The sequence below is a fragment of the Nocardia pneumoniae NBRC 100136 genome (genome assembly GCF_000308755.1).
In the GTDB taxonomy this organism is placed as follows: Bacteria; Actinomycetota; Actinomycetes; order Mycobacteriales; family Mycobacteriaceae; genus Nocardia; species Nocardia pneumoniae.
This window is the reverse complement of sequence record NZ_BAGF01000049.1, coordinates 120,748-134,051: the sequence shown is the minus strand read 5'-3', so window position 1 is coordinate 134,051 and position 13,304 is coordinate 120,748. Positions and strand designations below refer to the sequence as shown.

At 68.9% G+C, this 13,304-nt stretch carries 11 protein-coding genes; 3 read left to right on the top strand and 8 right to left on the bottom strand.

The window, feature by feature from the left end; genetic code table 11:
- Window positions 1-90 precede the first annotated feature (90 nt).
- Window positions 91-324 carry a preprotein translocase subunit SecG gene (gene secG / locus ON34_RS15535; protein ID WP_039798855.1) on the top strand — a complete coding sequence of 78 codons (234 nt, stop codon included), beginning with the start codon at window positions 91-93 and terminating at the stop codon, window positions 322-324.
- 54 nt (window positions 325-378) lie between these two features.
- Here secG and ON34_RS15530 read toward each other — a convergent pair whose 3' ends face one another.
- A complete protein-coding gene (locus tag ON34_RS15530; protein ID WP_040779948.1) occupies window positions 379-1,227 on the bottom strand; it encodes an SDR family NAD(P)-dependent oxidoreductase in 849 nt (282 codons plus the stop codon).
- Between the two features lie 60 nt (window positions 1,228-1,287).
- On the opposite strand from ON34_RS15530, the gene ON34_RS15525 reads away from it, so the two are divergent.
- Window positions 1,288-2,277, top strand: coding sequence for an alpha/beta hydrolase (locus tag ON34_RS15525; RefSeq protein ID WP_040779946.1), 990 nt, complete (start codon window positions 1,288-1,290; stop codon window positions 2,275-2,277).
- A gap of 61 nt (window positions 2,278-2,338) precedes the next feature.
- A complete protein-coding gene (locus ON34_RS15520) occupies window positions 2,339-2,941 on the top strand; it encodes a DUF7691 family protein (RefSeq protein ID WP_040779944.1) in 603 nt (200 codons plus the stop codon).
- A gap of 22 nt (window positions 2,942-2,963) precedes the next feature.
- Here ON34_RS15520 and ON34_RS15515 read toward each other — a convergent pair whose 3' ends face one another.
- The 7 genes from ON34_RS15515 to tkt form a co-directional block, all read right to left on the bottom strand.
- On the bottom strand, window positions 2,964-3,443 hold the full coding sequence (locus ON34_RS15515) for an SRPBCC family protein (RefSeq protein ID WP_040779943.1): 480 nt from the start codon (window positions 3,441-3,443) through the stop codon (window positions 2,964-2,966).
- A 372-nt stretch (window positions 3,444-3,815) separates the two neighbouring features.
- Window positions 3,816-6,143, bottom strand: coding sequence for a thiamine pyrophosphate-dependent enzyme (locus ON34_RS15510; protein WP_174372039.1), 2,328 nt, complete (start codon window positions 6,141-6,143; stop codon window positions 3,816-3,818).
- A 91-nt stretch (window positions 6,144-6,234) separates the two neighbouring features.
- Window positions 6,235-6,990, bottom strand: a complete 756-nt coding sequence (pgl, locus tag ON34_RS15505) for a 6-phosphogluconolactonase (RefSeq protein WP_040779941.1) — start codon at window positions 6,988-6,990, stop codon at window positions 6,235-6,237.
- Window positions 6,983-7,891, bottom strand: a complete 909-nt coding sequence (gene opcA, locus ON34_RS15500; protein ID WP_174372038.1) for a glucose-6-phosphate dehydrogenase assembly protein OpcA — start codon at window positions 7,889-7,891, stop codon at window positions 6,983-6,985. Before opcA ends, pgl begins: the two co-directional genes overlap by 8 nt.
- Entirely contained in the window at window positions 7,888-9,465 is a 1,578-nt protein-coding gene (zwf, locus tag ON34_RS15495; RefSeq protein WP_040779937.1) for a glucose-6-phosphate dehydrogenase, read from the bottom strand. The genes opcA and zwf overlap by 4 nt, the downstream gene beginning before the upstream one ends.
- A 3-nt stretch (window positions 9,466-9,468) precedes the next feature.
- Complete coding sequence (tal, locus tag ON34_RS15490) at window positions 9,469-10,623, bottom strand: transaldolase (protein ID WP_040779935.1); 1,155 nt, start codon at window positions 10,621-10,623, stop codon at window positions 9,469-9,471.
- A 5-nt stretch (window positions 10,624-10,628) separates the two neighbouring features.
- Window positions 10,629-12,770 (bottom strand): transketolase, encoded by a 2,142-nt coding sequence (gene tkt, locus ON34_RS15485; RefSeq protein ID WP_040779933.1) that lies wholly within the window; start codon window positions 12,768-12,770, stop codon window positions 10,629-10,631.
- Between the last annotated feature and the right edge of the window lie 534 nt (window positions 12,771-13,304).

The window sequence follows — 13,304 nt, the reverse complement described above, 5'->3', positions numbered from 1 at the left end:
CTGGTGGCGATCGACCCGCACTAGGAGCGGGCGCGGCGACGCCCAGTGCCTGATTCGGTGCGATCGCACCGACCGCATACACTGTCCGGCATGCGGATGTTCCTGGATATCCTCCTGATCATCACCAGCGTGCTGCTGGTGCTGCTGGTGCTGCTGCACCGCGCCAAGGGTGGAGGTCTGTCCAGCCTGTTCGGCGGCGGCGTGCAGTCCAGTCTGTCCGGCTCCACGGTCGTGGAGAAGAACCTCGACCGCGTCACCATCTTCACCGGCGTCATCTGGCTGATCGCCATCCTCGGCATCGGCTTGGAGATCAAGTTCGCCTGATCGGAGTTACCGCGCCCCCCGTCCCCGGGGCAGCGCATCGGCGTGCTCCGATCGTCAATCGGTGCGCGGAACGCGCCCGTCGACGTCGGTGAAACCGTAGTACTCCGCGAGATCGGCGACTCGCCACGGCAGTCCGGTGCGCGAGCGGCGCCCGGCATCGGTGGCCAGCGCGACGACGGCGCGGCCGGTGAAGCGCGGCGTCTGCGCCTCGGCGAGGTCGAAGGTGCCCTCGCCGGGCAGCGTGACCAGCCGGTGCCCGTGCGCGTCGGCCGGAACAAGTTGCAGCAGCTCGGTATCCACGATGCCCGGCCAGAGCGAGACCACGGTCACCTCGGTGCCCGCGAGATTGTGCGCCATGTCGGCGGTCAGCCGGTCCAGGGCACACTTCGCGACGCCGTATACGGCGTTGTGCATATACCTGCGCGCCCCGGGCGAGGAGATGTTGACGATCAGTCCGCCCGATTCGATCAGCAGGGGCGCGGCGAAAACACTTGCCACATAATGTGATCGGACGCCCACGTCGAAGGTCTCGTCCCAGGCCGCCGGAGGAACCTCCCAGAACGGCTTGCCCAGCCACCGGGCCGCGGCGGGGGAGTTGTAGACGTTGTTCACCAGCACGTCCAGCCTGCCGTGCTCGGTGCGGATCAGTTCGAACAGCCGCTCGACCGCGTCGTCGTCGCGGTGATCGCAGACGAACGGTATGCCCACCCCGCCCGCCGCGTCGATTTCGGCGGCCGTCGCGTGCACGGTGCCGGGCAAACGTCCCTGGGCGGTCGAGCGCCCGGTGACGAACACGGTCGCGCCCGCCGCGCCCAACTCCAGCGCGATCCCCTTGCCGATACCGCGGCTGGCGCCGGTGACCACCGCGATCTTGCCTTCGAGCCCGTCGGCTATTCCGCTCACGGAATCGGAACACTACCGTGAAACGATAACGTGTTCTAGTCCACGGTTCAGGAGGCCTGAGTGGAGCTGACGCATCGGTTCGTGACGACCAACGGTATCCGCATGCACCTCGCCGAGCAGGGGGAGGGGCAGCCGGTGATCTTCTGCCACGGCTTTCCGCACACCTGGTACGTCTGGCACCGCCAGCTCCCCGCGGTCGCCGCGGCGGGATATCGTGCCATCGCGCCCGACCTGCGCGGCTACGGACAGACCGACGCGCCCGGCGACCTCGAGGCGTACACCAATCGCGCCGTCTGCGCCGACCTGCTCGGTCTGCTCGATGACATCGGCGCCGAGCAGGCGGTGTTCGTGGGCTTGGACTTCGGTGCCGCGCTGGTGTGGGAACTGGCATTGCGCGCCCCGGAGCGGGTGCGCGCCGTCATCGTCCTGAACAATCCGTTCGCGCCCCGTCCGCCCCGTGCCCCTTCGCAGCTGTGGGCCAAGGCCGCCGCACGACACTTCCTGCACCTGCACTACTTTCAGACCCCCGGCGTCGCCGACGCGGAACTCGGCGCGTGCCCGCGGGAATTTCTCACCCGCGTGTATTTCGCGTTGAGCGCCGACTATCACTATCTGGACACGTGGCGCTTCCCGGCGGAAGGCACCGGCTACCTCGACGTGCTGCCGGAGGCCCCCGCGCTGCCGTGGCGCTGGCTGAGCGGACACGAAGTGGACACGCTGGCAGGAGATTTCGAACGCACGGGGTTCACCGGCGGATTGAACTGGTACCGCAGCTTGGACCGCAATTGGGAACTGAGCGCCGACTACGCGGACGCGAAAGTCGCTGTGCCCGCCTATTTCTTGTACGGCGATCGCGATCCCGACATGGAGGGATTCAGCGGCCGTGATCCGCTGGCCACCATGCGGGAGCATGTCGTCGATCTGCGCGCGGTGACCGAGATCGCCGACGCGGGCCACCTCGTGCAGCTGGAGCGGACCGCCGAGGTGAACGCATTGCTCACCGCGCATCTGCGCCACCTGGCGGCGCACCCCTCCGAGATCTCCGCCTGATCTGAAAACTCTTCGAGGCCAGCGCGGTTCGCTGTCGGTGGGCACCGCTAATGTCTGGTGAATGAGCTATAGCCTGAGCATCTACGTCGTCGAACTGGACAGGGTCTCCGCCGCCATCGGGTCCAGGGACGACAAGCTCCGGCGGATGATCGGCGGCCGGTTCAAGGCACAGCTGACCCACGATGACGACTGGTTCGCCGAGGAGATCGCGGCTGGCGCGCCCACCCGCTACGAGGCGGTGCGCGCCGTCATCGATGGCGGCCCGTTCGATCCGTCCTACGGCTTCCAATACGGCTACGCCTACCAGACGATCTGCCAGTTCTACGGCCGGTTCGTCGACAACCGCTACTTCTCCGCGTTCCGTGGCCGCTGGCTCGATCACATCGATGACGGACTCGCCACGCTCGGCATCAAGGCGATCAGCGTCCGCGACTTCATGTACCACTCGCTGCCGCCCGCGCTGCCCCAACCGGACGATCTGCCCGGCTACGGCGAATGGACACCGGAGCAGTGCGCGGAAGCGCTGGTGCAGTGGGAGTCGACTACGCCACCGCAACGCGAGGAGGTCGACCACGAGGTACTCGCCGCCATCGAGTCCTGCGTCGAATGGATCCGCGAGGCCCAGGCCCGTCCCGGCTGGGGCATCGCCGGGTTCTTCTACTGAACCGCCGGGCCAAGGCGGCCGCCTAGCGGTATTCCTCGGTCAGCTTCGGGTAGTCCGACCACCGCGGCAGCGGCTGGTAGTCGAGGTAGGCGGTGAGGCGGTCGAGCAGGTATTGCCAGCGTGGGCCGATGACGGCCGCGTCGGCGGGGGAGACGTGGCGGCGGGTCAGTTCGACGGTGGTGACCACGCCGACCTGGCTCATGCGGACTTCGAGGAGGGAGCCGTCGACGTGTACCACCAGTTCGTGCGGGGCCTGGCAATGGTCGACGCGCACCGCGACCGGACCCGGAACGGGACCGTCGAGCAACTCGATGGTGAGGTTGCCATTGCCGCCGGAGACAGAGCCGAGCCAGCGGGACAGCTGGCCGCGCTCGGTGGCCGCCGACCACACGTCCAGAACGGGCTTGTGGAAGGAACGCAGGTAGTGCAGCAGCACCAGATCGCCGTCGGCTGTGTGCTCGTGCTCCGGCCGTACCTCGCCGAGCATGGACATCGTGGTCATTGCCGTGTCCTTCCGCTGCTGGTCACCGTCACCTCACTGTATTTCCACTATTCCCTGCCCGAATCGAATTCCCGCGAATGCCGAGCGTCGGCGCGCCGCGCGTGCGTCGCGGCGGTTGCCGCGCCTTCGCTGAGTCTGCGCAGAACTGCGGACATCCGGCTGCGCCTGTCATGCGGTTGCTCTGCCATCGCACCGCTGGCGCAGGGACTGGACAGACTTGGCTGCGCCTGTCATGCGGTTGCTTCAGCTTTCGCACGGCTGGCGCAGGGACTGGACAGACTTGGTCCGGCTACGCCTGTCGTGCGGCTGCCTCAGTCTTCGCACGGCTGGTGCAGGACTGGACGGACTTGGTCCGGCTGCGCATGCGGCCCCTCAGTCTTCGATCGGCCTGGCGTGAGCTGGACGAACTTCGTCCGGCAGCCCCCGCTGTGCCGCTCGGCCCATCAGCGCGCGCGCCGCGGCGTCGATCCGGTCCTCGTCGAGCAGCACGGTATCGGCGGCGGGGCCGAGCGGCACGAAACTGTCGTCGCTGGTGACGCGCGCGAGCGCTCCCGCGAAACCGGCATCGACCAGGGCCGCGCAGATCGACTCGGACACGCCGCCGCTCCGGCGGGTCTCGTCCGCGACGAGGACCCGGCCGGTCGCGCGTGCGTGTTGCACCAGGTCGTCCACCGGAAGCGGAGCCAGCCAGCGCAGGTCGAGCACGCGGGCATGGATACCGTGTCGGGCCAGGCGTCGCGCCACGCGCAGGCTCATCGGCACGCCGTTGGCGAAGCTGACCAAGGTCAGGTCCGTGCCGTCGCCGTAGACGCGGGCTCGGCCTATCTCGACGTGCTCAGTGCGGGACGTGCGCGCCAGCCAGCCGTCGTCGCCGGGCGTGTGCAGGTCGCGGGTGTGATAGAGCGCGATGGGCTCCAGGAACAGGCACACCCTGCCATCCACGCGGGCGGCGGACACGCAGGTCCGCAGCATTGCCGCGGCATCGTCGGCGCGGGATGGGGAGGCGACGATCACGCCGGGGATGTCGCGCAGCGCGGCGATCGAGTTGTCGTTGTGGAAGTGACCGCCGAACCCTTTCTGATAGGCGTATCCGGCGATCCGCACCACCATCGGGTTGCGGTAGCGGCCGTCGGAGAAGAACGACAGCGTGGCCGCTTCGCCACGAATCTGGTCGGCGGCGTTGTGCAGGTAGGCCAGATACTGGATCTCCGGAATCGGTACGAACCCGGCCAGCGCCGCGCCGAGTGCGGTGCCGAGCACACTCTGCTCGTCCAGCAAGGTGTCGAATACGCGGCGCGCGCCGAACGTCTTCTGTAATCCCTTGGTGACGCCGTACACGCCGCCCTTGCGGCCGACGTCCTCCCCGAAGACGAGCACATCGCGATCGCGAGCCAGCAGGTCTGCGAGCGTGTTGTTGATCGCCTGAGCGAGTGTCACGGGATCGCCCTGCGCGGCAGAGCCGTTCGTGTTCGTGCGGTGAAACGCATCGGTGCGTGGGATCGCCCGATCCGCCCGGCTCGGCGCTTCGGAGCGACCGTCGTCCGGCAGGGGATCGGCTCTGAGCGCGTCCGCCCGCACCAAGGCGGGGCGAGAAGGACCGATCGGCGCGATCACCGCCGCCGCGGAGGCGAGTTTCGGTTCCGCGCGGACATTTTCGGCTGTCGCGGCGACGCGGCGACCCAGGTCGACGTAGCGGTCGAGCACGTCGGCGGGCGTGACCACGCCGGAATCGACCAGCAGCCGCGCGGTCGCCAGCACCGGATCGCGGAGCACGTCGGCGGCGATATCGGCGGCGCGGCGGTAGGCGGCCTCCACGTCGGAACCCGCGTGACCGAGCAGCCGGACGGTCCGCAGACGCAGGAACGCGGGCGCCCGGTTGTCCCTGACCCACTGCGCGGCGGTGCTCGCGGTGGTCAGCGCGTCGACGGCGTCGCAACCGTCCGCGCTGAAGTACCGCAAACCGGGCCGATGGCCGTACGCCTGGTCGATCCAGTCCGGTGGCGTGGGAACGCTGATGCCGATGCCGTTGTCCTCGCAGACGAACAGGATCGGCATCGGAATCCCTTGGTGAGCGGTATGGATCGCGGCGTTGATCGCCCCGGCCGCGGTGGAGTGGTTCGCCGACGCGTCGCCGAAACTGCACAGCACCACCGAGTCCGAGGGCCACGGGCTGGAAACGCCCAGTCGCGCGGCACGATCGATCGCGAAGGCCAACCCGACCGCGCGCGGAAGGTGCGACGCGATGGTGGAGGTCTGCGGGATGACGTTCGCCGCCGCGCTGCCGAACACCTTGTGCCGCCCGCCCGAGATCGGATCCGCTGCCGCCGCGACCACCCCTAGCAGCACGTCGCGGATCGGGTCGAGGCCGGGTACGCGCCGCGCCCGGTGCACGAAGAACGCCCCCGATCGGTAGTGCAGCAAAACGGGATCGGAGGTCCGCAGGGCCGCCGCCAAGGCGGCGTTCCCTTCGTGACCGGAGGACCCGATGCTGTAATAACCGCGCCGGGCGCTGCCGAGGTGTCGCGCCGCGAGATCCAGATGCCTGCTCGTCGCCTGCGATTCGAACAGTTCCAGGCAGGTCGCGCCGGTCACCGCACTGCCGGGCCCGATCGGCTGACTCGCCGGGCGGCTCGGCCGCGGCGCGAGTGCGGCGATCGCGGTGCGCAACCGCTCGTCCAGATCCACTCCCTGGTCGGTCACCGCACGATCATCTCGTACAACTACACCGTCCGGACGATTATCAGCCGTTATTCTTCCTGCGGATATAAAGAACTCCGGATGAAATCCCGTCTCAGCGCAGCGCTGCCGCGGCCTCGCGATCGAGCAGCCAGGTGGTGGAGTCGATACCTGTCGCACCGGCCGCGGGGATGTCCAGCGGGTCGGCTCCGCCGATGGCCGCGGCGACCGCTTCGGCCTTGGCCGCGCCGCCGACCACCAGCACGACGTGGCGCGACCGCCGGACCGCGGGCAGGGTCAGGGTCACCCGCACCGGCGGCGGCTTCGGCGAATCCGTCACGGCGACAACGAGCTCGTGGTCCTCGCGCACGGCGTCGGTGTGCGGGAACAGCGAGTTCACGTGCCCCTCGCCGCCCATCCCGAGCAGATGCAGATCGAACGCGCCGTGCTCGGTGAGATAGGCGTGCACGGCCGTGGAGTACTCGGCCGCCGCCTCCACGGGGTCGGGGTACTCGCCGTCGGAGGCGGCTACCGGATGCACCCGCGCCGGGTCCACCGGTACGTGGTCGAGCAGGGCCTGCCTGGCTTGCAGGTCGTTGCGCTCCGGATCGCCCGCGGGCACGAAACGCTCGTCGCCCCAGAACACGTCGAGCCGGGACCAGTCGATGTCACCGGGCGATTTGCGCACCTGCTCCAGCAGGGCGATGCCGGTGCCGCCGCCGGTCAGCACCACCGACGCCGCACCGCGCTGGGCTTGGGCGGCGGCGACGACCGACACGAAGCGGGCCGCCGCGGCGGCGACGAGTGACTCGGTGTCGAGGTGGACCTCGACGGTGTCGCTGGGAAAGGGTGAATCGGTGTGGTCACTCATAGATCACCTTCTCGATTCCGGCCAGTGCCTCCGCGTAGATGTCGTCGGCGTCCAACCTGCGTAGTTCCTCGGCGAGGCAGTCGCGAGTCTCCCTGCGCGCCAATGCGATCCGCTGCACGGGGTCGCCGGTGCGGGTGAGCGTGGCGGTGCGGCCGGTCTGCGGTCGCTCGATCGCGATGGAGACCGTGCGGCGGTGCAGTTCCACGTGCAAGGGTCCGGTGCGGCGGCGAACCGGGCAGCCCAGCCGGGCCGCCAGCCAGCCCGCCAGCATGTCCAGGGCGGGTTCGTCGCGCAGACCGGACACCGTCGCCGACTCCACCAGCTCGAACGGCGGCTCGTCCATGGCGGCGGCCAGCAGTGCGCGCCAATAGGTGATCCGGCTCCAGGCCAGATCGGAGTCGCCGGTCGCGTAGGAGCCGAGCCGCTTCTTGATCGCCGCCTGCGGATCGGCCGCGAACGTGGCGTCGGTGATGCGCCGGGTCGCCAGCCGACCCACCGAGTCCTTGGACGGGAACTCCGGGGCTCCGCGCGGCCACCAGGCGACCACCGGCGTATCCGGCAGGAGGAACGGGATGACGACGCTGCTTTCGTGGTTGATCAGCTCGCCCTGCAGGCGCAGCACGATCACCTCGGCCGCTCCCGCGTCGCCGCCCACCCGGATCTGCGCGTCCAGCCGGGTGGCGGCTTCCCGGTCACCGCGTGCCAGCACCACCACCCGGCAGGGATGCTCGCGGCTGGCGTCGTTCGCGGCGTCGATAGCGTCCTCGGCCTCCGAGCTGTCCAGCGTGCACACCACCAGGGTGAGCACCCGGCCCATGGTGATCACGCCGTTGCTCTCGCGCAGCTGCACCAGACGCTTGGTGACCTCGCTGGTCTTGGTCTCCGGCATGTCGACGATCACGGCCGCCGCCATTCCCGCCCGGTGCGGGCGAGCATCTCCTCGGCCGACGCCGGACCCCAGGTGCCCGCCTCGTACGGCTCCGGTTTGCCATCGGCGGCCCAGTGCTCGAGCACCGGATCCAGGATCCGCCAGGACAATTCGACCTCCGCGTTGACCGGGAACAGCGACGGCACCCCGAGCAGCACGTCGAGGATCAGGCGCTCGTACGCCTCGGGAGAGGACTCGGTGAACGCCTCACCGTAGCTGAAGTCCATGTTGACATCGCGCACTTCCATGCTGGAGCCCGGCACCTTCGAGCCGAACCGCGTGGTGATGCCCTCGTCCGGCTGCACTCGGATGACCAGCGCGTTCTGCCCCAGTTCCTCGGTCATGGTCTGGTCGAACGGCAGGTGCGGCGCCCGCTTGAAGATCACCGCGATCTCGGTCACCCTGCGCCCCAATCGTTTGCCGGTGCGCAGGAAGAACGGGACGCCCGCCCAGCGGCGGGTGTCGACTTCCAGGCTGATCGCGGCATAGGTCTCGGTCCGCGAATTCGGATCGAACCCTTCCTCGTCCAGCAGTCCCACCACGTGCTCGCTGCCCTGCCAGCCCTCCGCGTATTGCCCGCGCGCGGTGGTCTCGTCCAGCGGTTCGATGAGCTTGGTCGCCGAGAGCACCTTGATCTTCTCGGTCTGCAACTGCTTGGGCTCGAAGCTGATCGGTTCCTCCATGGCGGTGAGCGCCAGCAGTTGCAGCAGGTGATTCTGGATCACGTCCCGCGCGGCGCCGATGCCGTCGTAGTAGCCGGCGCGGCCGCCCAATCCGATGTCCTCGGCCATGGTGATCTGCACGTGGTCGACGAAGTTGGCGTTCCAGATCGGTTCGTACAACTGGTTGGCGAAGCGCAGCGCCAAGATGTTCTGCACCGTCTCCTTACCGAGGTAGTGGTCGATGCGGAACACCGTCTCCTCCGGGAACACCCGGTTGACCAGCGCGTTGAGCTCCTGGGCGCTTTCCAGGTCGTGCCCGAACGGCTTCTCGATCACCACCCGGCGCCACGGCTTGCGGCCCGCTTCGTCGAGCCCCTTCGTCTGCGCCAGGCCGTGCTCGGAGAGCTGGTCGAGCACGACGGGGAACGTCTTCGGCGGGATCGACAGGTAGAAGGCGTGATTGCCGCCCGTGCCGCGCTCCTTGTCCAGGGTGGCCAGGGTGTCGGCGAGCCGGTCGAACGCGGCGTCGTCGTCGAAGGTGCCCTGCACGAAGCGGATGCCCTCCGCGAGCTGGTCCCAGACCTCCTGGCGGAACGGGGTGCGCGAGTGCGTTTTCACCGCGTCGAGGACGACCGAGGCGAAGTCCTCGTCGGCGTAGTCGCGGCGAGCGAAGCCGACCAACCCGAAAGCCGGGGGCAGCAGCCCCCGGTTCGCCAGGTCGTAGATGGCCGGCATCAGCTTCTTCCGGGACAGGTCACCGGTGACCCCGAAGATCACCATGCTGCACGGTCCCGCGATGCGCGGAAGCCGTTGGTCCCGGCTGTCGCGCAGCGGGTTGTGCCAATCGTTCGCGGCCGCTCGACCCGTGGGCGCTGTACCGGCCATCGGTCAGCTGTCCCCGGACGCGTCAGAGCCGGACGCGGCGGCCGACGTCAACTCCGCGGCCGTGGCGGAAAGCAGCTCCTCCCACGACTTCTCGAACTTCTCCACGCCTTCGCGCTCGAGCACCGCGAACACGTCGTCCAGGTCGATGCCGACCGCGACGAGCTGGTCGAAGACCTCCTTGGCCGCCGCGGCGGTCCCCGTGACGGTGTCGCCGCGGATCTCGCCGTGATCGGCGACCGCCTGGAGGGTCTTCTCCGGCAGCGTGTTCACCGTGTTGGGGGCGACCAGCTCGGTGACGTACATGGTGTCGGAGTAGTCCGGGTTCTTCACGCCGGTCGACGCCCACAGCGGCCGCTGGCGATTCGCGCCGGAGGCGGCCAGGTTCGTGTAGGTGGAGGTGTGCTTGCCACCGTCGAACACGTCCTGGTACTCGGCGTAGGCGAGGCGGGCGTTGGCGATACCGGCCTTCCCGCGCAGCGCGAGCGCCTCCTCGGTGCCGATCGCCTCCAGCCGCTTGTCGATCTCGGTGTCGACCCGGGACACGAAGAACGAGGCGACCGAGTGGATCTTGGCCGGATCGTGCCCGGCGACCTTCGCCTTCCGCACGCCGTCCAGGTAGGCGCCCATCACCGCGCGGTAGCGCTGGACCGAGAAGATCAGCGTGACATTGACGCTGATGCCCTCGGCGAGCACCGCGGTGATCGCGGGCAAACCTTCCTCGGTGGCCGGGATCTTGATGAACAGGTTGGGCCGGTCGACGATCTTCCACAGCTCGACCGCCTGCGCGATGGACTTGTCCGCGTCGAACGCCAGGCGGGGATCGACCTCGATGGAGACCCGGCCGTCCACGCCGCCGGTCGCTTCGAAGACCGGAGCGAACACGTCGCAGGCCGCGCGGACGTCGTCGGTGGTGATGGTGCGGATGGCGGCATCGGCGTCGGCGCCTTGGGCGGCAAGCTCTTTCAGCTGGCTGTCGTAGCTGTGGCCCTGGCTGAGCGCGCCCTGGAAGATCGTCGGGTTGGTGGTGACCCCGACGACGCCACGGGTGTCGATCAGCTCGGCCAGGTTGCCGGAGCGGATCCGGTCCCTGGACAGATCGTCGAGCCATACGGACACCCCCGCCGCCGACAGGGCGGCGAGGTTTTCGTTCTGAGCCATGAGCGCTATCCCTTCACGTTCTCGAGCGTGCGCTGCGCGGCGGCAACGACGGCTTCCGGAGTGAAGCCGAATTCGCGGAACAGGGTCTTGTAGTCGGCGGAGGCGCCGAAGTGCTCGATCGACACGATCTCGCCCGCGTCACCGGCGAACCGGTGCCACGGCATGGCGATACCGGCCTCGACGACGACGCGTGCGGCGATCGCGGGCGGAAGCACCTCGTCCCGGTACGCCTTGTCCTGCGCGTCGAACCACTCCACACACGGCATCGACACCACGCGGGTGGCGATGCCCTGCTCCTCCAGCGTAGTGCGGGCGGCGACGGCGAGGTGGAGCTCCGAACCCGTGGCGATCAGGATCACCTGCGGGGTGCCGGTGGACGCCTCGGCCAGGACGTAACCGCCCTTCGACACGCCCTCGTAGCTGGTGCCTTCCAGGATCGGCAGGTCCTGGCGGGTCAGCGCCAGCCCGGACGGGCCGTCCTGGTGCGGCGGCTCCGACACCGAGAAGTGCGAGGTGTGCTCGCTGCTGTCGCGCTCGAGGATGGTGCGCCAGGCGTAGGTGGTCTCGTTGGCGTCGCCGGGACGGACCACGTTCAGGCCGGGGATGGCGCGCAGCGCGGCCAGGTGCTCGATCGGCTGATGCGTGGGGCCGTCCTCGCCCAGGCCGATGGAGTCGTGGGTCCACACGTAGATCGCGGGCACCCGCATCAGCGCGGCCAGGCGGACGGCGGGGCGCATGTAGTCGCTGAACACCAGGAAGGTGCCGCCGTAGGGGCGGGTCGGGCCGTGCAGCGCGATGCCGTTGAGGATCGCGCCCATCGCGTGCTCGCGGACACCGAAGTGCAGCGTGCGGCCGTACGGGTTGGCCTTCCACATGCCGGTCGAGATCGACTCCGGCCCGAAGCTGGGCTGGTCGGGCATGGTGGTGTTGTTGGACTCGGCCAGGTCGGCCGAACCGCCCCACAGCTCCGGCAGCACCGGGGCCAGCGCGGCGAGCACCTTGCCGGAGGCCTTGCGGGTGGCCATGCCCTTCGGATCCGGTTCGTAGCTGGGCAGATTCGCGGCCCAGTTCTCCGGCAGCCGCCGCGCGGTGAGGCGGTCGAACAGCGCCTTGTTCTCCGGGTTGGCCGCGGCCCACGCGTCGAACGACTGCTGCCACTCCGCGTGCGCCTGCCGCCCGCGGTCGACGACCTTGCGGGTGTGCGCGATCACCGCCGGGTCGACCTGGAAGCTCTGCTCGGGGTCGAAGCCGAGCACCTTCTTTGTGGCGGCGACCTCGTCGGCGCCCAGCGCGGCGCCGTGCGCGGAGCCGGTGTTCATCTTGCCGGGCGCCGGGTAGCCGATGATGGTGCGCAGCACGATGATCGAGGGCTTCTCGGTCTCGGCCTTGGCGGCGGCCAGCGCGGCCTCGATGGCGACGACGTCCTCGCCGCCCTCGACCACCTGCACGTGCCAGCCGTAGGCCGCGTAGCGCGCGGCGACGTCCTCGGTGAAGGCGATGGTGGTGTCGTCCTCGATGGAGATCTTGTTGTCGTCGTAGATCACGACCAGGTTGCCCAGCTGCTGGGTGCCCGCGATCGACGACGCCTCGGAGGTGACGCCCTCCTCCAGGTCACCATCGGAGGCGACCACGTAGATGAAATGGTCGAACGGGCTCGTTCCGGGTGCGGCGTCCGGGTCGAACAGACCACGCTCGCGCCGCGCCGCCATCGCCATGCCGACCGCCGAGGCCAAGCCCTGGCCGAGCGGGCCGGTGGTGATCTCGACGCCGTCGGTGTGGCGGAACTCCGGGTGACCCGGGGTGAGCGAGCCCCACTTGCGCAGGTTCTTCAGGTCGTCCAGTTCCAGGCCGAAACCCGCCAGGTACAGCTGGATGTACTGGGTGAGGCTGGAGTGGCCGCACGACAGCACGAACCGGTCCCGGCCGACCCAGCTGGGATCGGTGGGGTCGATGCGCATGGTGCGCTGGTAGAGGGTGTACGCCAGCGGCGCCAGGCTCATCGCGGTACCGGGGTGACCGTTTCCGGCGTTCTGCACCGCGTCGGCGGCGAGGACCCGAATGGTGTCGACAGCCTTGGTGTCCAGATCCGTCCAGTCGTCCGGGTGGTTCGGCTGAGTGAGGGCGCGGATGTCGTCTGTGATCGACACGACCGAGGTTCTCCTGACATTGGTTCGTCGACGGCGGGTGGGTTCTGACGGCGATGATCGCGCGGCAGCTACGGCGTGCATACCGGGTTTACCCAACTACCCTAGATGTGCGCGGTGACCGGCACAGCAGTAACCCTGTGTTGTTTTGCCGTGGCGTTTTGCGGCGCGTGCGGCGCTGCGTGTTCGCACCCCCGTTGCGGCTCGCGCCGGGACAGCCGCGGTTCGTGATTGCTTCGCCCCTCGCGAGGCGAGCCGGTCGGTGAACGGTCTCCCACCGCTTCGTATCGACGGGCCTGGAGTGTCGTCGATCGATGGGTGTACGGCAGTCGGCCGGTAACGGTGCCTGCGGGCGTGCATCGGCTGTGCCGTGCTGTGTGTTCGCGCTCACGTTGCGGCCTCCTCCGAGCGGCCGAGAACTCCAGACCCGAATCGAAGTGCATTCCGCGGCAGGACGTAACCCGCGTGAACAGAACTCCTCGGATACAGGAGTACGACCGCCTCGATGGCGGATGATCGAACGCGCGGAATGCCCGG